Here is a 19,608-nt window from a genome sequence, read left to right as displayed (position 1 = left end):
CTTGTTCACCGAATCTTAGTATGTGATTGTCCTGTCTTAAGAGCAGATAAACCTTAAAACAGGGTCACCCCGCAGATGTTCGACTCCGCGCCTTTGCTGCGAGATGTCTTTGGATTCGACGCCTTCCGCCCCGGGCAGGAGGAGATAGTCGACGCCGTGACCGCTGGCGAAAATGTGTTGGCGATCATGCCCACAGGGGGCGGCAAATCCTTATGTTTCCAACTGCCTGCCCTGCTGCGCGACGGGGTGACGGTGGTGATATCCCCTCTGATCGCCCTGATGCGCGATCAGGTCCGCGGGTTGCAGGAAGCAGGGGTTGAGGCAGGCGCTCTGACCTCGGGCAATACCCCAGAAGAAACTGATGCGGTGTGGGAGGCGTTGGAGGCCGGTCGGTTGAAACTCCTCTACATGGCCCCAGAACGTCTGGCGGCCGGGTCCGCGTTAGGGATGCTGCGGCGGATCAATGTCAACCTGATCGCCGTGGATGAGGCGCATTGCGTCAGTCAGTGGGGCCACGATTTCCGGCCCGACTATCTGCGGATCGGAGAGCTGCGGCGCAGCTTGGGTGTTCCTTTGGCTGCCTTCACCGCCACCGCAGATGCAGAGACACAGGATGAGATCGTCGTAAAGCTGTTCGACGGGACCGCGCCGCGCAAGTTCCTGCGTGGCTTCGACCGACCCAACATCCATCTGGCCTTTGCCGCCAAGGACGGGCCCCGCAAACAGATCCTCGATTTTGCAGCCGCGCGTAAAGGGCAATCAGGCATCGTCTATTGCGGCACCCGCAACAAGACAGAGGTGCTGGCGCAAGCCCTGCGCGCGGAAGGGCACATCGCCTGTCATTATCATGGCGGCATGGACCCTGAAGACCGTCGCATCGTCGAAACACGCTTTGCCCGCGAGGACGGTTTGATCGTGGTGGCCACCGTGGCCTTTGGCATGGGGATCGACAAGCCCGACATCCGCTGGGTGGCCCATGCAGACCTGCCCAAATCCATCGAGGCCTATTATCAGGAGATCGGACGCGCAGGCCGCGATGGTGGCCCGGCCGAAACGCTGACGCTGTTTGGCCCCGACGACATCCGCTTGCGCCGGTCGCAGATCGATGAAGGGCTGGCCCCGCCCGAGCGGCGGATGGCCGACCACGCGCGGCTGAACGCTTTGCTGGGATTGGCAGAAGCCCTGAAATGCCGCCGTCAGACCCTGTTGGGGTACTTCGGGGAACAGGCCGAACCCTGCGGTAAATGCGATCTGTGCGATACCCCGCCTGAGGTGTTCGATGGCACCACCCCGGTCCGCATGGCCCTATCCGCGATCCTGCGCACCGAAGAATGGTTCGGTGCAGGCCATCTGATCGACATTCTTTTAGGCAATGAAACCGACAAAACGCGCGCTCGTCGCCATGACACGTTGTCCACCTGGGGGATCGGCAAGGAATGGTCCCGCCCGCAATGGCAAGCGATCTTCCGGCAGATGATGGGGCATGATCTGGTGCGCCCCGACCCCGAACGCCACGGCGCGCTGCGTATGACCGAGGCCGCGAAACCAATCCTGAAGGGCGAGGCGCAGATTGATCTGCGCAAAGATACGATCCGCAAGGCCACGCGCCGCCCTGCGGTCAAGGCGATGGTGTCCGAGGAAGACGCTCCATTGCTGAGCGCGCTCAAGGCCAAGCGTCGGGCCTTGGCGGAATCCGCCCGTGTTCCGGCCTACGTGATCTTCCCGGACCGGACTCTGATCGAAATGGCCGAAAAGCGCCCGATGACGCTGGATGATATGGCCCGGATTGGCGGCGTCGGTGCGAAGAAGCTGGAACGCTATGGTGACACGTTTCTTGAGGTAATCGCGGGCGAGGCCGCTGCAGTTCACCCCGCGCGCCGCAAATTGGCAGGCCAAGATCAGGGTGAGATTTATGACCGTTTGCTTGAAATTCAGTCCCAATTGTCGCGCGGCCCGGATGGAATCGACAAACCGCTGACCTGTTCGGCTTCGCAGCTGGCGAAGGTGGCGCAGTTGCGCCCGGATGACCCGCGCGGGATCGAACAGGTGCTGGGTGATCGCCGTCACGAAAGGTTTGGTGCTGCCTTTCTGGACGTCCTGCGGGATGCAGGTTAGGTCGTTTCGCGTTTCAATGGTGCCAATAGACGCTGCCTCTCCCTGCGGTCGACCGCACCTTTCGACAAAAGCTCTTTTGGTAAAACGCAAAACGACCTAGATACCGCAGGACGGGCAAGGAAAGAGGGCGGATATGCTGGTAGTGATTTCCCCGGCCAAGCGGCTGGACTGGGCAGAGCGGGATGTTGAGGTTACGGCACCCGATTTTCAGGACGACGCAATCCGACTGTCAAAAACCGCCCGCAACCTGACCCTTGGCGATCTGAAAAAGCTGATGGACCTCAGCGATGATCTGGCGCGTCTGAACCGTGACCGCTATCGCGCTTTTTCCGACACGCCAGAGCCTGACGCCACCCGCCCCGCGGCCTTGGCCTTCGCCGGGGATACCTATCAAGGGCTTGAAGCGGCCTCACTGGATACCGATGAGATGGCCTGGGCGCAGGATCATCTGCGCATTCTATCCGGCCTTTATGGTGTGTTGCGCCCGCTGGATGCAATTCAGCCCTATCGGCTGGAGATGGGCAGCAAACTAAAAACCCGCCGGGGAACAAACCTGTATGAGTATTGGCGCGACCAACTGAGCAAGGCGCTGAATGCGCAGGCCGAACAGGTTGATAGCGACATCCTGGTTAATTGCGCCAGTCAGGAGTATTTCGGTGCGGTCGACCTGAAGGCCCTGAAACTGAGTGTGATCACGCCAGTCTTTATGGAAGACAAGGCAGGCAGCCCGAAAATCGTGAGCTTTTTCGCCAAGAAAGCCCGTGGAGCGATGGCGCGATACATTGTTCAACACCGCCTGACCGATCCGCGCGCGTTGCTGGAATTTGACAGCGGCGGCTATGCATACCGCCCTGATTTGTCAGAAGCTGACAAACCGGTATTTGTACGGCCCTATTAAGCCTGATGGGCAGGGCAAGCGGTTGGAGCGAGGGACCTCCCACTCGCGCTCCTCGAGGTATTTTTGGACAGAAGACGGCGGGGCCGTTTCAATCCGTTTCAGGTGTGATCGGAGCCGTACCGTCAGGACGGTGATCCAGGATCATCTGATGGATCAGCTTTTTATGCAGCGGTTTTGTCAGGTAGTGATCCAACCCCGCTGACAGAATACCCTGATCGTCCCCCGCCATGGCGTGGGCTGTCAGCGCCACGATCGGCACATGATGTCCAGTTTCGACCTCTTGCCTACGAATCTCGGCGGTGGCCTGCTTGCCATCCATCTTCGGCATCGAAATATCCATAAAGATCAGATCGGGGGCAAAGTCGTGATAGGCCTCGACCGCCTCAATCCCGTTTCCGGCAAAGCGCAGTTCGATGTTCAGGTCTTTCACCATCTTTCTTAGGATCAACTGATTGGTACGATTATCCTCAGCGGCCAGCACACGCATCAGCCTTCCGCCTTCAACGAGGGCCTCGTGCTCTGGCTCGGCGGTGGGTTCTGGGCTAAGCGCCGCGCTGCCCAGCGCAATCAGGCGACTATAAAGCTCGGCCCGTGGTATGGGTTTTTGCAGAACACCGTCGATCAACTGCCGCGCGGCATTGGCGTGGATAACGCCCGGATTGGCGGACATGATCACCAGTGGCAGATCGGCCCAGCCGCGATCTTTCAGCGTTGTTGCCAGTTCCAGCCCATCCATATCGGGCAGATCGTGATCGCAGAGGATCAGATCAATCGATGCATCCAGTTTTGACAGGGCTTCGCTGCCCGATGCGCAGACCGTGACCTCAGCGCCCATCCGGCTGAGTTGTTTTTCAAGGATCGCCCGGTTCACGGCCAGATCTTCGACCACCATGACGTTCTTCAGACGCCCGTCCAGGTCAGGCGGCACGGGTTGCGGACCTTCTGCCGTAGGCAGAGAGATACGGAACCCAAAGCACGAGCCCTGCCCCAGTTCACTTTCTACCCAGACCGTGCCGCCCATCATCGTGATCAGACGTTTGGTGATGGCCAAGCCCAGACCCGTGCCCTCAAACTGGCGGTTGCGTTCGTCTTCGACCTGATTGAACTCTCCAAAAATATGCCCGATTTTGTCGGCTTCGATTCCGATCCCGGTATCCTCGATCGCAATGTGGATGTCGCAGTGCTGCTGATCGGGATGGGGCACGCCGGTGACGCGGATCAGCACATGCCCTTCGGTGGTGAACTTGACTGCATTGCCCACCAGATTGGTCAGCACCTGCCGCACCCGTCCCGGATCGCCGACAAAAAGCGTGGGCAGGAACAGGTCATAATCCATTAGCAGGGTCAGGCCCTTGTCGCGCACGCTGGGCTGCAACAGCATCGCAACCTCAAGAATACAGCGTTCCAGATCGAACTGTTCAGGATGCAGGATCAGCTTGTCGGCTTCGATTTTCGAGTAATCCAGAACATCGTTGATAATGACCAGCAAAGCTTCACCCGAGTTGCGGATCGTATTGACGTAAAGGCGTTGTTCTTCGTCCATCGGCGTTTCAGAGAGCAGCTCGGTCATGCCGACGATACCGTTCATCGGCGTGCGAATCTCATGGCTCATATTCGCAAGGAAAGCCGATTTGGCGCGGTTCGCAGCTTCGGCCCTGTCGCGGGCGGCCTGCAACTCGGCCTCATGCCGGACCGAGGCGGTGATGTTCAGCGCCAGGCTAACCACATCGCCCCCGCTGCCACGCTGGTCGATCAGGCGGATGTACTGGCCGTTCCACAGCTGAATCACCTCTGGCGGAGGATTGGCACGAGACCATCGCCGTTGCATTCGGCAGCACCATTCGGACGCGTTTTCTGCACCTAGGTCTACAATCCCTTCACTGGTCAGCAGTTCCAGTATGCGGCTGTATGAGATACCGGGCGCGACCTCATCCAGCCCTTCGAACACGCTGAGATATGCGGTGTTGGCGCTGATCAGCCGACTGTCACCGTCAAAAAAGGCAAACCCATCCTGAATGGTCTGGATCGAATGCCACAAGCGGCGTTCAGCCACTTCGATCTTTGCATTGGCAACGGTGAGATCGGATTTGACCTTTTCATTCTCGCCACGAACCGTCTCAACCTCAGCCTGGGTTTCGCCAATGCGCTTGGTCAGGGCCATGGCGTGGCGACCCAACTTGCGATTGGCCGAGGACAATTCCGCTTGTTTCAGTTCCAGCATCCGCTCGGCCGCAAGGCGCGCGCGTCGTTCTTGGGCCAGCTTTTGTGCAAGACTCATTGCGTTCGATCCCGTTCGTTCCTTGCGCAGCATCCCGCCAACCGGTGAAAAAGTGTTTAAGCCGTTGCGTGACTGGTAGGCCGCGTGCGAGGCTACGTTGGAATAGGAGGTCGTCATGCACCGCTTTATTTTGATTTCAATTGCTTATATCATTTCGTTCCTGATCCTGCCGATAGCGTCCCTTGCCCAAACTGCGATTCCTGAGTTTCGCTATGTCACCACGCGGGATGCTGATTTCTATGGCTCGGATCTAGATGCGCTTTTCGATACGGATCTGGCGTCTTGCATTCGGGCCTGCTCGGCCAATCAGCGCTGTACGGCCTTTACTTACAACACCCGGTCGGATGCCTGTTTCCCCAAAAGCGGCGTCAACCGGCAGGAGGAGTATCAGGGCGCTTTATCAGCCCAAAAGGTTCCGACCCCTGCTCAGACCCTAACACTGGCGAAAGCCCGCGCCGAGGCGCTCGATTTCCTCGCTCAGAAAGACCTCAACCGCGCGGCTCAGCAGGCGCGGGACCTTGGATTTGTTCACAATGCTGGAGGCCGGGATCTACAATCTTTGCTGGATGCGACGCGAAACGCGGGCGACGGCCGTCTTGCGATGCTTTGGACCGGAGCGGCGGTCTCGCTCAGCGATGCGCCAGACCTGTGGGTGGAGTATGCCCGGTTGTTGCAGGTTGCCCAACCAACAAGAAGCGAAGGCCGGTACGAGCTGCGTCAGCGCGCCGTAACTGCGGCGATCAACGGGTATCTTCGGGCCGATGCGCCGGGCACTCAGATTTCCGCGCTGATGGCACTCGCCGACGCGCTCGAGACTGTGGATCGCGGGCGCGACATGGTCTCGGCCCTGCGGCTGGCCGAGCAGGTGCAACCGCGCGAGGATGTGCTGGTCGCCCTGGACGACGCCATCGGAAAGTATGGCTTTCGTGTCATTGACAGTACCGTTGAAAGCAACGCCGCCGCGCCTCGCATCTGCGTTGAGTTCTCGGAGCCTCTGGTCAAGGCCGGGGTCGATTATGACCCCTATGTGCAGCGCAGCGATGAGGGGCTGGTGGTTCAGCTGGACGGCAAGTCCCTGTGCGTCGATGGAGTGGCGCATGGTCAGCGCTATCGCCTTGCACTGCGTGAGGGGCTTCCCGCCGCATCCGGAGAGGTTCTGAACCGCACGGTTGAGCTGACGCATTATGTGCGCGACCGCGCGCCATCGGTTCGATTTCCGGGGCGCAGCTATGTTCTGCCAAAGGCCGCAGATGCTGCTTTACCGGTTGAAACAGTCAACACGCCGACGCTGGACCTGACCCTGCGCCGGGTCAGTGACCGCAACCTGATCCGCGCCGTGCAGCAGGATTTCTTTGGCCGTCCGCTCAGCGAATGGCAGGAGCGGAACTTTGCAGACGAAATGGCCGAGGATATCTGGACCGGCACAGCCGAGGTTGCGAACCAGCTGAACCAGACGATGACCGCCCGCCTGCCTATGGCCGAAGCGATTGCCGATCAACCCGCGGGTATCTATGCGCTGACGGCGCGCGTACCGGGGGCCGATCCGTATGACGATCCTGGCGCGACCCAGTGGTTTGGGCTGACCGATCTGGGGATCAGCACCGCATTGGGCACCGATGGGTTGCATGTCACCGTACGCGGGTTGGCAGACGCCATGCCGAAGGAGGGGATCGATGTCTCGCTGATCTCAAACGCCAATGCGGTGATTTCCAAAGGTCAGACCGATGACAGCGGCTACATCCGGTTTGACCCGGGCCTCACGCGCGGTAACGGCGGCAGCGCGCCTGCGCTGGTTATGGTATCCGATGGCGATGCGGATTTCAGCTTTCTGTCCCTGACCGACCCGGCCTTGGACTTGTCGGATCGCGGGGTCGAGGGGCGCGCACCTGCCGGACCCGTCGATGTGTTCCTGACGACCGACCGGGGCGCCTATCGCGCCGGTGAGGTAATTCATGTCACCGCCCTGTCGCGGGACAGCACCGCGCAGGCGATCGACGGCCTGCCGCTGACCGTGATCCTGTCCCGCCCGGATGGGGTTGAATACCGTCGTGCGGTCTCGGATGGCGGGGTTGCTGGCGGGCATGTCTTTGCTTTGCCCGTCGCCGCAGATGTACCACGCGGGGCGTGGAAGATCGAGGTCAAGTCCGACCCCAAGGGCGACGCGCTGGCCCGCCAGACCGTGTTGGTCGAAGATTTTCTGCCCGAACGCATCGACTTTGACCTATCCCTGCCGGATGCGCCGTTGCGCCCCGGTGACACGCCGCCATTGCAAATCGACGCGCGGTACCTGTTCGGCGCGCCCGGGTCTGATCTAAACGTCGATGGTCAGGTCATCGCCCGCCCAACGGACACGGTGCCGGGGTATGAGGCCTATCGCTTTGGCCGCTACGATGCCGAGATATCGACCCGAAGCACCTATTTCGGCGACGCCCGCACCGATGCAGCGGGGCAAGCCACCATTGCTGTGGAGATCCCCGTGTTAGAGACGGATGGCGTACCGCTTGAGGCGGTGGTCATCGCCCGTCTTGCCGATGGATCGGGCCGTCCCGTGGAACGCCGCCTGACCGCACCTGTGCAGCCAGCGCAGGCAATGATCGGGGTGCGCCCGCTCTTTGAGGATGTTCTTCAACAAGGCACCGAGGCCGCGTTCCAGATCATCGGTCTGTCACCCGACCTGACACCGGACCCCATGCGCCTGCGCTGGACGCTGAACAAGGTCGAGACCCGCTATCAGTGGTATCAGCTTTACGGCAACTGGAATTGGGAACCGACCACGCGCCGCACGCGCATCGCCACAGGCGAGATTGAAACGACAACAGAGCCGCTAAACCTGTCGCAACCTGTCGATTGGGGTCAGTATGAGCTAGTCGTCCAGCGCCTGGATGGTGCCTACGCGGAAACGGCGGTCGAGTTCTCTGCGGGCTGGTACCAGGCGGCCGATGCCTCGGTCTCGCCTGACCGGCTGGACATGTCGCTGGATTTCGAGAGCTATCAACCCGGTGATACCGCACAGCTACGCATCGTCGCTCGCATGGCCGGAGTGGCGCAAATTGAGATTCTATCCAACCGGGTGATCCATCGCCAGATGGTCGAGGTGCCGGAGGGCGAAACCGTGATCCCCTTAGAGGTGACCAAGGACTGGGGTGCAGGCGCCTATGTCACCGCAACCGTAGTCCGCCCGATGGATGTCGCCGCTGGCCAGAACCCTGCGCGCGCCATGGGCGTGGCCCATGCACTGGTCGAACCGGTGGGCCGTACACTGGAGGTATCAATTGACGTGCCCAGTGTGACCTCACCCCGACAAACGCAAAAAGCTATTGTTAGGGTCGAAAACGCACACAGGGATGATCCCGTCTGGGTCACTTTGGCTGCCGTGGACGTTGGTATCTTGAACCTCACCGGGTTCGAAAGCCCGGACCCGCAGGGCTACTATTTTGGCCAGCGTCGCCTGGGTGTTGATCTGCGTGATGTTTATGGCCGTTTGATCGACGGCATGAACGGTGCGATGGGAGCAGTGCGTTCCGGCGGTGACAATTCGGGAATGCGACGGCAATCCCCGCCGCCCACTCAGGACCTGATGGCGGTGTTCAGCGGGCCCGTGCAGGTTAACGAAAACGGAGAGGCCGAAATTGACATCCCCTTGCCTGCCTTTAACGGCACCGTGCGCCTGATGGCGGTGGCCTGGTCCAACGCCGCCGTGGGTCAAGCAGAAGCCGAGATGATCGTCCGCGACCCGGTTGTTGTCACCGCCAGCCTGCCGCGCTTTCTGGCCCCCGGCGACCAAAGCCGGATGTTGCTGGAGATCGTGCATGCCGACGGTCCCTCGGGCGAGATGGCTTTGGGGCTGACAACCTCCGCCGGGCTGGAGCTGGGCGATGCCCCCACCAGTTTTGTGCTGGAGGACGGCGGCAAGGCTACATTCGAAATCCCCATCCAGGCTCTTGCGGTCGGAGACCCGGAGATCAGCGTAGCAATCTCGACGCCGGATGGACAGGATCTGGAACAGACCCTGCGGATGCCGATCCGTGCGAACGACCCAGTTGTGGCTCAAACACGGCGGTTTTCGCTGGGCGAAGGTGACAGTTTCCTGTTCACGCAGGATGTCTTTGACGGCTTTCAACCCGGATCGACCAAGGCGATCCTGTCTGCAGGCGCTTTGGCGAAGTTCGACACGCCGGGCCTGTTGGATCAGTTGAACCGCTACCCCTATGGCTGCACCGAGCAGATCACCAGCAAGGCGCTGCCGCTGCTCTATCTGTCGTCGGTCGCGCAGGCGACCGGGCTGGGTGATGGCCCGCTGGTGGATCAGCGCATCAATGACTCGATCCTCAGCATCCTGACGCGGCAATCGTCGAACGGTGCCTTCGGCCTCTGGCGAGCAAACAGCGGCGATTTCTGGCTGGATGCCTATGTCACTGACTTCCTGTCGCGCGCCCGAGTACAAGGTCACGCAGTACCGGATCGGGCCTTTGCACAGGCCATGGATAACCTGCGCAACCGGATCAACTATGCGCCCGATTTCGACAAGGGTGGTCAGGACATTGCTTATGCGCTGATGGTACTGGCGCGTGAAGGGGCCGCCTCGATGGGTGACCTGCGGTACTATGCCGACGCCAAGGGGGATGCGTTCGACACTCCGCTGGCCGCGGCACAATTGGGGGCGGCTCTGGCGTCATACGGCGATCAGACCCGCGCGGATGCCATGTTCACGCGGGCGGCCCAAATGCTGGACCAACGACCTGAACAAGAGCAATCCCTCTGGCGTGCGGATTATGGCACCACGCTGCGGGATGCCGCCGGTCTGCTAACGCTTGCGTTGAATGCGGGCAGTCAGGCGGTGGACCGCGACGCTCTGATCCAGCGGGTCAGCGAAGGTCGGCAGTACCTATCCACGCAAGAGGCCTCTTGGTCTTTGCTGGCCGCCCATGCGCTAGTCTCGGACTCGTCCGGGTCAGGACTGATGGTGAATGGCGCTCCGGTCTCAGGCCCCTTTGTTCAGGTTCTGGAAAGCGGGTTGGCGGATGAATTGAACATCACCGCCACCGACGCAAACCCAACCGACATCACCCTAACCGTCACCGGCATCCCCACCACCCCCCCGCAAGCGGGCGGCACCGGCTATGCAATCAACCGGTCCTATTATTCGATGGATGGCGATCCGCTTGATCCGACCTCGTTCACCACTGGCGACCGGTTCGTCACCGTTCTGACGGTCACGCCCTTTGAAAATGGCGGCGCGAGGCTGATGGTGGATGATCCGCTGGCCGCTGGGATCGAGATCGATAACCCAAGCCTGCTGCGCTCGGGCGATGTGCGTGCGCTGGACTGGCTGGACCTGTCGGAGGCCAGGCATACCGAGTTCCGCTCGGACCGGTTCCTGGCGGCTATTGATCTGTCCGGCGGCGAGACTGTGACGCTGGCCTATGTGGCCCGCGCAGTTACGCCCGGCACCTTCCACCACCCGGCAGCATCGGTCGAGGACATGTATCGCCCGCAAAACCGTGCACGTACCGAAACGGGGCAAGTAGAAGTTCGGTGATCCCGCGTCTGGCATATCAAAACGCGAAGCACCGGGATGCCTAGACGCGCCACATTGCTAATGGCGCTGGCTGGCGCGCTCTACCTGACCGCCTTTGCGCGAGATCGAGCAACGGACTGGGTCGACGCGACCATCCTGCCCCCTGTTCTGGCCGAAACCTCGGTCGAGATGCTGGACCGGAACGGCGCTTTGCTGCGGGCCTTCCCGGTCGAGGATGGCATCTGGCGGATGCGGCCCGGCCCGGTTGATCCTCGCTTTGTCGATATGTTGATCCGTTACGAGGATAAGCGATTTTGGTCTCATTCCGGCGTCGACCCTGCTGCGATGATCCGCGCCGCGGGGCAGGCGCTGTGGAATGGCCGCGCAGTCTCGGGCGGATCGACCCTGACCATGCAGGTTGCGCGGCTGATCGAGGACGGCCCCACCGGGCGGTGGAGTGGCAAACTCCGCCAGGTTAGAGTCGCATTGGCGCTGGAACAACGGCTGACCAAGCGACAGATATTGGACCTCTATCTGATACATGCGCCTTACGGTGGCAATCTGGAAGGTGTCCGTGCAGGCGCGCGCGCGTGGTTCGGGAAAGACCCGACGCGACTGACGGCTGCGCAGGCGGCATTGCTGGTGGCCCTGCCGCAAGCGCCTGAAACCCGCCGGCCGGATCGGGCAAATACGAATGCGGAAAAAGCCCGCAATCGTGTTTTACACCGGATGCAGCGGCATGGAGTTCTGTCGTCAGACGACATGCAGGCGGCGCTGATCGAAGCGGTTCCCACGCAGATGCGCCCCTTCCCACGCCATGCGCCGCATCTGACCGATCACGCGCTACGCACGCGCCCCGAGGCCCAGACCCACGATCTGACCCTGGATGGGCGTCTTCAATCCCGGCTAGAGGGATTGGTCGCCCAAACGGCCTCAGAAGCGGGCCCGCGTATCTCGGGCGCGCTGATCTTGGCTGATCATCGCAGCGGTAACATACTCGCCTCGGTCGGATCAGCAGGCTATCAGGACGCGCGGCAGGGGTTTGTGGATATGACCCGCGCGGTGCGTTCGCCCGGATCGACGCTTAAGCCCTTGATCTATGGCATGGCATTCGATCAGGGACTGGCCCATCCTGAAACCCTGATCAGCGACAGCCCGGTGATGTTCGGACGCTACGCCCCGCGCAATTTCGACGGTATGTTTCGTGGCGATGTCCGGGTGCGCGACGCGCTGCAATTGTCGCTGAACATCCCCGTCGTGCGATTAACGAATGAACTCGGCCCAGCCCGTGTCATGGCCGCCCTGCGCGATGCCGGAACGCAGCCTAAACTAAGTGGCGGCGCACCCGGTTTGGCGATCTCGCTGGGCGGCGTCGGGCTCAGCCTGCGGGATCTGGTGCAGCTTTACGCGACGCTGGCAGCGGGGGGTCAGGGGCCAGTTATATATCACGATGCGCTGTCTGTCCGAGCACAGACAACGCGTACGCTATCAGATGTCGCCGCGTGGCAGGTGGCCGACATCCTGTCTGGGCTGGCGCCACCTTCGGGTGCTGCTGCGCAGGGGTTGGCCTATAAAACCGGCACGTCTTATGGGCATCGTGACGCTTGGGCAATCGGCTTTGACGGGCAGCATGTCATCGGGGTTTGGTTAGGCCGTGCTGATGGCACCCCGGTGCCCGGCGCTTTTGGAGGAGAGCTGGCGGCCCCCCTGTTGTTTGAAGCCTTCGGGCATCTAAAACCCGCCCCCACGCCCTTGCGCCCGCCGCCGCCATCCACATTGATCCTTGGCGCGTCTGAATTGCCCCAACCTTTGCAACGGTTCCAACCGCGCAGCGCCGCGTTTGAGAAAGATCCAAGCGCGCCCGACCTGGTATTTCCGCCCAACAACGCCGTGTTAGAGACGAACGGAGGCCCCCTGGCCATCAAGCTGCGTGGCGGGGTTGGCCCGTTTTCCTTGTTGGCTGATGGGGTTCCGGTGCTGACAGGTCTGCGGCAACGAGAGTTTGATATCCCGAATCCTGGGCGGGGGTTTTCGTCGCTGGTGGTGGTGGACGCACGCGGAGCGTCTGATCAGGTCTCGATCCGGATCGACTGAGGCGCGGCCCTTAGCGGCGACCTTCGCGCAGCCAACCGCCCAACAGGAACCCACCTGCAAGAAGCAGAACCAGCCACGGCGGCAACAACCCGGCCTGGGTAACATCGCGCGTTTCATACGCCTCGCGCGGCGTCAGACCAATCCAGCCGCGCCCGGCTGCCGGTCGCCCAGCCCGAACGTTGCGGACCGCAGGCACACCATCCTCCAAGCGGATGACACCGCCGCGCAGCTGATCAATCACTGGTTCCAGAACGTCGCCAGTAGCGATGGTCTGCTCAAACTCCTTTGGTGCGGCGGGGCCCAGCCCGATCACGGCCATTAGGTCGCCCTCCTGCAAGCGATAAAGACCAATCTCAGGCCCAAAATACTGCGCTTCAAACCGACCGGGCGTGACCTCATCAAGTGTCATCTCAAGCGTTTCGCCATTAGGGCGGGTGATCGTCGCCGGGCCAACCTCTTCTTCGAGGGTCTGACGGATGATGCGCATCGACTGGCCGTTGGCCTCGGCCCAAAGCGCCTCTTCCTCTAACTCCGGCTCTTTCATCATCCAATGGGCCAGACGACGCAGCAATTCCAGCTGCGGCCCGCCGCCCTCGAACCCCCGACTCCAGAGCCAGGCGTGATCCGAAGCCAGCATGGCTACGCGCCCTTCACCCACCCGGTTCAGAACCAACAGCGGGCGGTCCTCGACCCCCGTCATCAAAACCTGACCCTCGCGATGCTTCACGTCGATCTGGCGCAGCCATGCGCCCCAATCCTCGGAATCGCCCAGATTGGTGGTCACCGGATGGCGATGCCCCAGATCGCTGACCATAGGCACATAGCGTTCTTCGATCACACGCGCGGTTGGCTGCGCCGGCAAGATCGACGCGAGCGGTGAGCGAAAGATGCTGTCCGCCGTGGCAAAATCAGGACCCGCCGCAATCAGCACTGCGCCGCCATCGTTGATATAGTCGGTCACGTTGTCCAGATAGATCGCAGGCAGGATGCCGCGCCGCTTGTAACGATCAAAGATGATCAGATCGAAATCGTTGATCTTTTCCAGAAACAGCTCTCGGGTCGGGAAGGCGATCAGCGACAGTTCATCGACCGGAACACCATCCTGCTTTTCCGGTGGGCGCAGAATGGTAAAGTGAACCAGATCAACGGAACTGTCTGATTTCAAAAGGTTGCGCCACGTGCGACCGCCCGGATGCGGTTCACCCGACACCAGCAGCACGCGCAGCCGATCACGGACACCATTCATCTGGATCAGCGCGGTGTTATTGCGATCCGTCAGCTCACCCTCGGCCTCGGGAACCGTGAACTGGATGACGTTGCGCCCACCATGAGGCAGCGTGATGGGCAATTCAACGTCCATGCCAATCGGGATGATGAACTGCTGTGGCTCGCCGCCATCGACGGAAATCTCAAGCGGTGCATTTGCGGCATCAACCGGAGCGGCGCCACTGTCTTCGACCCGCAAAGTCAGTGTTACAGGTTCGCCGATAATGGCAAAGGCAGGCGCGTTGCGGACGATCAGCCTGCGATCCCAATCGCTTTCGCGCCCGGTTTGCAACAGATGCATCGGTGCAGGCAGGTCGGGCGCTTGATCGACGTCGTGCACGATCCCATCCGAGACCACAAGGATACCGGCAATCCGCGCACGAGGTTCTTCGGCCAGCGCAGCGTTTACGGCTGCCATCACCTGCGTGCCTTCATCCCCATCCCCGTCGCCAACGCGGATGCGGCGCAGTTCGGTGTTATCGCGCGAGTCGATCTCGGCGGCCAGCGCCTCGGCGGCCTCGGCAGTCTGATCCGCGCGATCCGAGAGTGTCTGACTGGCGCTTTCATCTTCGATCATCAGAACGATATCGGTCAGCGGCGCACGATCTTCGACCTGATACACCGGACCGGCCAGAGCAGCGATCACGACCAGAGCGGCCAAGCCGCGCAGCGCCCAACCGGACAGGCCGCGCCAAAGGGCCAGAACGATCCCACAGACCGCAATCGCGGCAACAGCGGCCAGCACGGCCCATGGGATCAGCGGACCAAAGATGACGGTTCCGGTCATTGTCCCAACCTGTCCAGCAGAGCAGGCACGTGGACCTGATCGGATTTGTAGTTTCCAGTCAGCACATGCATCACCAGATTGACCCCAAAGCGGTTGGCCAGTTCGCGCTGACGTTCGCCCGCGTATCCCCGCCCAACCGGCAATAGTGCCTGCCCGTTGCGGTCCACAGCCCAGGCCCCGGCCCAGTCGTTGCCGCCAATCACCACAGGCGTCACGTTGTCATTGAGGTTGCGGAAGGGCATCCCCTCGATCTGTTCAGCGTCCAGCGGCGCAGCCTCAACCCAGACCTCGGTGCCCGAATAGCGACCGGGGAAATCCTGTAGCAGATAGAAGGTCCGGGTCAGGACATGGTCGCGGGGAATAGGCTCTAGCGCGGGGATATTCAGCGGGGCGGCCAGCTGTTGCAGCTTGCGCCCATTTGGGCTGGAAGCGCCGAACCCAGCAATATCAGCATCGCGCGTATCAAACAGGATCATGCCGCCTGACCGCAGATAAGCGTTCAGCTTGGCATAGGCCTCGGCTGAAGGTTGCGACTGATCGGGGGTGATCGGCCAATAGAGCAACGGGAAAAAAGCCAGCTCATCGCGTTCCAGATCCACGCCAAACGGCTCTGCCGGCTCCACAGATGTGCGGAAGAACAGCGTTTGCCCCAACCCACGCAGGCCTGCTTGCGCGATGTCGTCCACCCGCGCATCGCCGGTTAGAACATGTGCCAGAACCAACTCTTGTGTGGCGGCGAGAGCGAAATCCGTATCATCCGGCGTTTGCGCCTGCGCCTCGGGCACCAAAAGCAAGGCCCCCAACGCAACAGCCGTTGCTTTGGCCATACCCAACCGGCCTGATAGGGCCAGCGAGGCAATTACATCCACGGTCAAAAGGATCAGCGCAAGGCTGAGCAGCAAACCACCCAATGGCGTCTCGGTCGTTACTTCCTGTCCTTTGATCGGAACACCAGCGGGCCAGACAACCGGGCGCAGGGTTGCATCCTCGGCCAATACATTGCGGGCCAGCTTTTGCTTACCGCTTTCGTAAAGACCGGGGCGAATATCGGGACCAATTTGACCAGAGACCAGTTCGACGCCATCCACACCCGCCAGGGTGCCCGCGTCGGATAACACACCAAAGCCGTCCATGATCTGCACAGGTTCCCAGGTTGTGCCTTGCAACTGATCCACCTGCCGTGACTTCGCAGCCGATGCCACGGCCAGACGATCCAGCATTTCAACAAACAATCCCGAGAGCGGCAGGCTAGACCATTCAGCATCTGCGGTCACATGGAACAGAACCACCTGCCCCAATCCCAGTGCCTTGCGGGTGACCAGAGGCGTGCCATCCGACAACGATGCAATCACCCGATCCGCCAGATTAGGGTCTGGTTGTGCCATGACCTGAGTTGAGACAACAACGTCACCGGGTATTTGAAGCCCATAAAAGGGCGACGCTTCTGGGAACGGGGCCAGTGTCTTGGCCTCGCCCCAACTCATCGCGCCGCCGACAGTGCGCCCACCGCTGCGCAGGCGCACGGGCAGCAACGTGTCCTCTTCGTCGCGACCCAAATCGCTGGCCGCCATGCGTGGGCCGGCAAAGCGCAGCAACAGGCCACCCTGTTCGACCCATTGGATCAGACCAGCCTGTTCCGTGTCGGACATCTGCGCCACGTCGGACAGAACGATCACATCCGGGTTTGCGGGCAGAACCTCCAGCAACCCACCCTCGACAAAATCCGCCGTGGGGATCAGAACCTGTGTCAGATAATGCAGCGGTGACAGCAGCTCCAGCCCTTCGCGGTTCACCGTTCCGGCAATCAGCGCGACCTCGCGCCTGCGCAGGCTGTCATCGGTCAGCGTGACGGCCCCTGCCGATTTCTGGCCTTGAATCTCGAACCGAGTGATCCGAGCGCGCAGTTCCGATGGCAGCGCAAGTTCGATCTGCGCCTCAGTCGCGCCTGCCTCAAAAGCCAGTTCTGCAGATTGTAGAACGCGCGCGGTGCCCGCAGGGTCACGGCCCTGCGCCAGAATGGTCACGGTTTCCTCGGGGCCCGGCTCGGCCCGCAACACCGTGATCTGAATGACGCCATCTTGATAAGTAGCCGGAAGGATGGCCAGTGCATCCGATGGGGATTGGTAAACTGTCACGTCACCGCGCGATTGCAGCGCTGACACCAAACCCTCATGGCTGTCATAGCTCAGCCGATCACTGAACCAATGCGTGTCAAATCCGCCTTCGACCTGATCCAGCCCGGCTATGACCTGATCGATCTGTGCCTCAGTCGGCTGCCACGGGTTCGGAACCAGACCGGGCAGGCGGTTGCGCCACGCCTCTGCCGCCTGAAACACGGGCGGTTCCGGTTCGGTCAATCGCAGGATCGAGACAGGGCGGCTTGAGCGGCCCGCCTCGGTCAATTGCGCATCGATCTGGTCCAGCGTCGAGGACCACCGTGTGGCACCACCCCAGCTGGCATCCAGCACCAGCAACAAAGGCCCGGTGCCCGTTTCATCGCGTGAAGGGTTCAGGACCGGACCCGCCAAGCCAATGATGATCGCTGCCGCTGCCAGCATACGCAGTAGCAACAGCCACCACGGGGTGCGATCCGAGACGCTCTCGTCATCCTTCAACCCCAGCAGCAATGTCACCGCCGGGAACAAGCGCCGGATCGGCGCCGGTGGAACCGCGCGCAGGATCAACCACAGGATCGGCAGGGTCAGCAAACCCAACAGCACCCAAGGGGCGGTAAAGCCGATGCCCGCCAGAACCGTCATCGCGTGCCCCCGTCCAACGCGCGATAGAGCCAAAGCAGCGCCGCCTGCGCGCTATCGCCGGTGTGATGCAGACCCAGCTGCCACCCTGTCGCGCGGCAAAGCCGAGTCAACGCATCCTTGCGCTGCGCCAATCGGTCCAGATAGCGATCGCGCAGGTCTCCGGCTTTCAGTGTTTCATGGCGGGCTGTTCCACCAACGCTTTCGAAAATGGTGCGACCGAGATAGGGAAAGCTTTCCTCGCTTGGGTCCAACACCTGCAAGATCACACCGCGCACGCCGCGATCAGCGGCTTTGGTCAGCGCCAGTTCAACCTCGTCCATCGGGCCGAGAAAATCGGATATGAACACAGCACGCGCATGCGGGATCATGGCGCGGTGTTCAGGCGGCGCATAGTCTGCCTGATCATCCTCGGACCAGGCTTGCGCCAGGCGGATGATCTGCGCATTGCCGCGTCGGGGCGGCAAGGTCGTCCCCGTTAGCCCAACACGTTCACCGCCGCGCACCAGCAAGATAGCCGTAGCCAGACCCAACAGCCGCGCCCTATCCGATTTCGTCGGCAGGCTTTTGTCAGAAGCAAACCGCATCGACGCGCCCTGATCGACCCACAGCATCACCGATTGAGCAATCTGCCATTCGCGTTCCCGCACAAATTGCTGGTCCCCTCGCGCTGATCGGCGATGGTCGATCATCCGGCGGCTATCTCCGATCTGAGCAGGGCGGTATTGCCAGAAATCATCGCCCATACCTGATCGCCGCCGACCATGGTCGCCCAATAAAACGGTTCCGGCCAGATGTTCGGCGCGCGCCAACAGCGGCGGCAGCCGGGACGCCTCGGCCTCAGATCGTTCTCGAAGGGTTAGCGCAGCATTCACGCCGCAGCCTCGGTTCGGATCAGACCGGCAGCGGTCGACTCGATGAGGCCTGACAAGCTGTCACCCCGCGCCCGCGCTGCAAAGTTCAACGCCATCCGGTGGCTCAGCACTGGGCGGGCCATATCCAATACATCTTCGGCATTCGGTGCCAAACGCCCTTGAAGCATGGCCCGCGCTCGAACTGTCATCATCAGTGCCTGCGCCGCACGGGGGCCGGGCCCCCAAGCAACGGTTTCCTTGACCCGCTCGGACACGCCCGCTTCATCCGGGCGGAACGCGCGAACCAGATCGAGGATCAGTTCGACAACTGACTCCCCCACCGGCATACGACGCAACAGGACTTGCGCGGCCAGCAGTTCCTCTTTGGTGAAAATCTGATGCGCATCTTCTTCTTCGACGCCTGTAGTGGCCAGCAAAATGTCCCGCTCGGTCTGACGATCTGGGTATTCGACATCGACCTGAACAAGGAAGCGATCCAGCTGCGCCTCGGGCAGCGGATAGGTGCCCTCCTGCTCGATCGGGTTCTGCGTGGCCAGCACGTGGAATGGTGTCCCGAGTGAGCGATCCTCGCCCGCCACGGTCACTGTCCGTTCCTGCATCGCCTGAAGCAGGGCCGACTGAGTCCGCGGGCTGGCGCGGTTGATCTCATCCGCCATAAGCAACTGACAGAAGATCGGGCCTGAAATGAATCGGAAATGACGGCTGCCGTCATCAGCGGTATCCAGAACCTCGGACCCCAGAATATCAGCAGGCATCAGGTCGGGCGTGAATTGAATGCGATTGCCGTGCAGACCCATGACAGTCGACAGAGTTTCAACCAGTCGCGTTTTACCAAGACCCGGCAAACCGATCAGCAGGGCATGTCCACCGCACAACAGCGCCGTCAGGGTCAGGTCCACGACCCTCTCCTGCCCGATGAAGCGGCGGGTGATCGAGGCCTTGGCCTCTTGCAACTTGGTTTCCAGCGCTTCGATCTCGGATACGAGGTCGGCAGGTTCGGTCATGACTTTCCCTTCCGTGG

At 61.4% G+C, this 19,608-nt stretch carries 9 protein-coding genes; 4 read left to right on the top strand and 5 right to left on the bottom strand.

Annotated features, from left to right (window positions below; all coding sequences use genetic code 11):
* Positions 1-75 precede the first annotated feature (75 nt).
* Together recQ and yaaA are read left to right on the top strand one after the other, a co-directional pair.
* Positions 76-2,115 (top strand): DNA helicase RecQ, encoded by a 2,040-nt coding sequence (gene recQ / locus ABLN87_RS07470; protein WP_353008683.1) that lies wholly within the window; start codon positions 76-78, stop codon positions 2,113-2,115.
* 133 nt (positions 2,116-2,248) lie between these two features.
* Positions 2,249-3,013 (top strand): peroxide stress protein YaaA, encoded by a 765-nt coding sequence (yaaA, locus tag ABLN87_RS07465; protein ID WP_353008682.1) that lies wholly within the window; start codon positions 2,249-2,251, stop codon positions 3,011-3,013.
* A gap of 88 nt (positions 3,014-3,101) precedes the next feature.
* Here yaaA and ABLN87_RS07460 read toward each other — a convergent pair whose 3' ends face one another.
* The gene (locus ABLN87_RS07460; RefSeq protein WP_353008681.1) at positions 3,102-5,291 is read right to left on the bottom strand and encodes a response regulator; all 2,190 of its coding nucleotides are present in this window, start codon (positions 5,289-5,291) and stop codon (positions 3,102-3,104) included.
* A 115-nt stretch (positions 5,292-5,406) separates the two neighbouring features.
* On the opposite strand from ABLN87_RS07460, the gene ABLN87_RS07455 reads away from it, so the two are divergent.
* A complete protein-coding gene (locus tag ABLN87_RS07455) occupies positions 5,407-10,830 on the top strand; it encodes an alpha-2-macroglobulin family protein (RefSeq protein ID WP_353008680.1) in 5,424 nt (1,807 codons plus the stop codon).
* A 36-nt stretch (positions 10,831-10,866) separates the two neighbouring features.
* Positions 10,867-12,903, top strand: coding sequence for a penicillin-binding protein 1C (gene pbpC, locus ABLN87_RS07450; RefSeq protein ID WP_417750386.1), 2,037 nt, complete (start codon positions 10,867-10,869; stop codon positions 12,901-12,903).
* A gap of 10 nt (positions 12,904-12,913) precedes the next feature.
* On the opposite strand, the gene ABLN87_RS07445 is transcribed toward pbpC, so the two are convergent.
* Genes ABLN87_RS07445 through ABLN87_RS07430 form a run of 4 tightly spaced genes read right to left on the bottom strand, consistent with a single transcriptional unit; the run spans position 12,914 to position 19,591 of the window.
* The gene (locus ABLN87_RS07445; protein ID WP_353008678.1) at positions 12,914-14,956 is read right to left on the bottom strand and encodes a hypothetical protein; all 2,043 of its coding nucleotides are present in this window, start codon (positions 14,954-14,956) and stop codon (positions 12,914-12,916) included.
* Positions 14,953-17,715 carry a DUF4159 domain-containing protein gene (locus tag ABLN87_RS07440; protein ID WP_353008676.1) on the bottom strand — a complete coding sequence of 921 codons (2,763 nt, stop codon included), beginning with the start codon at positions 17,713-17,715 and terminating at the stop codon, positions 14,953-14,955. The genes ABLN87_RS07445 and ABLN87_RS07440 overlap by 4 nt, the downstream gene beginning before the upstream one ends.
* Positions 17,712-18,587 (bottom strand): DUF58 domain-containing protein, encoded by an 876-nt coding sequence (locus ABLN87_RS07435; protein WP_170533961.1) that lies wholly within the window; start codon positions 18,585-18,587, stop codon positions 17,712-17,714. The genes ABLN87_RS07440 and ABLN87_RS07435 overlap by 4 nt, the downstream gene beginning before the upstream one ends.
* On the bottom strand, positions 18,584-19,591 hold the full coding sequence (locus ABLN87_RS07430; RefSeq protein WP_353008674.1) for an AAA family ATPase: 1,008 nt from the start codon (positions 19,589-19,591) through the stop codon (positions 18,584-18,586). Before ABLN87_RS07430 ends, ABLN87_RS07435 begins: the two co-directional genes overlap by 4 nt.
* Positions 19,592-19,608 lie beyond the last annotated feature (17 nt).

It is taken from the genome of Ruegeria sp. SCP10 (genome assembly GCF_040329495.1).
In the GTDB taxonomy this organism is placed as follows: Bacteria; Pseudomonadota; Alphaproteobacteria; order Rhodobacterales; family Rhodobacteraceae; genus Ruegeria.
Note: the sequence above shows the minus strand (reverse complement) of the source record. Positions and strands in the feature narration are given on the sequence as shown.

Coding starts and splice junctions, on each gene's coding strand:
- ABLN87_RS07430 (WP_353008674.1), bottom strand. CDS start 19,591: ATGACCGAACCTGCCGACCTCGTATCCGAGATCGAAGCGCTGGAAACC.
- ABLN87_RS07445 (WP_353008678.1), bottom strand. CDS start 14,956: ATGACCGGAACCGTCATCTTTGGTCCGCTGATCCCATGGGCCGTGCTG.
- ABLN87_RS07455 (WP_353008680.1), top strand. CDS start 5,407: ATGCACCGCTTTATTTTGATTTCAATTGCTTATATCATTTCGTTCCTG.
- ABLN87_RS07460 (WP_353008681.1), bottom strand. CDS start 5,291: ATGAGTCTTGCACAAAAGCTGGCCCAAGAACGACGCGCGCGCCTTGCG.
- recQ (WP_353008683.1), top strand. CDS start 76: ATGTTCGACTCCGCGCCTTTGCTGCGAGATGTCTTTGGATTCGACGCC.
- pbpC (WP_417750386.1), top strand. CDS start 10,867: ATGCCTAGACGCGCCACATTGCTAATGGCGCTGGCTGGCGCGCTCTAC.
- ABLN87_RS07440 (WP_353008676.1), bottom strand. CDS start 17,715: ATGACGGTTCTGGCGGGCATCGGCTTTACCGCCCCTTGGGTGCTGTTG.
- yaaA (WP_353008682.1), top strand. CDS start 2,249: ATGCTGGTAGTGATTTCCCCGGCCAAGCGGCTGGACTGGGCAGAGCGG.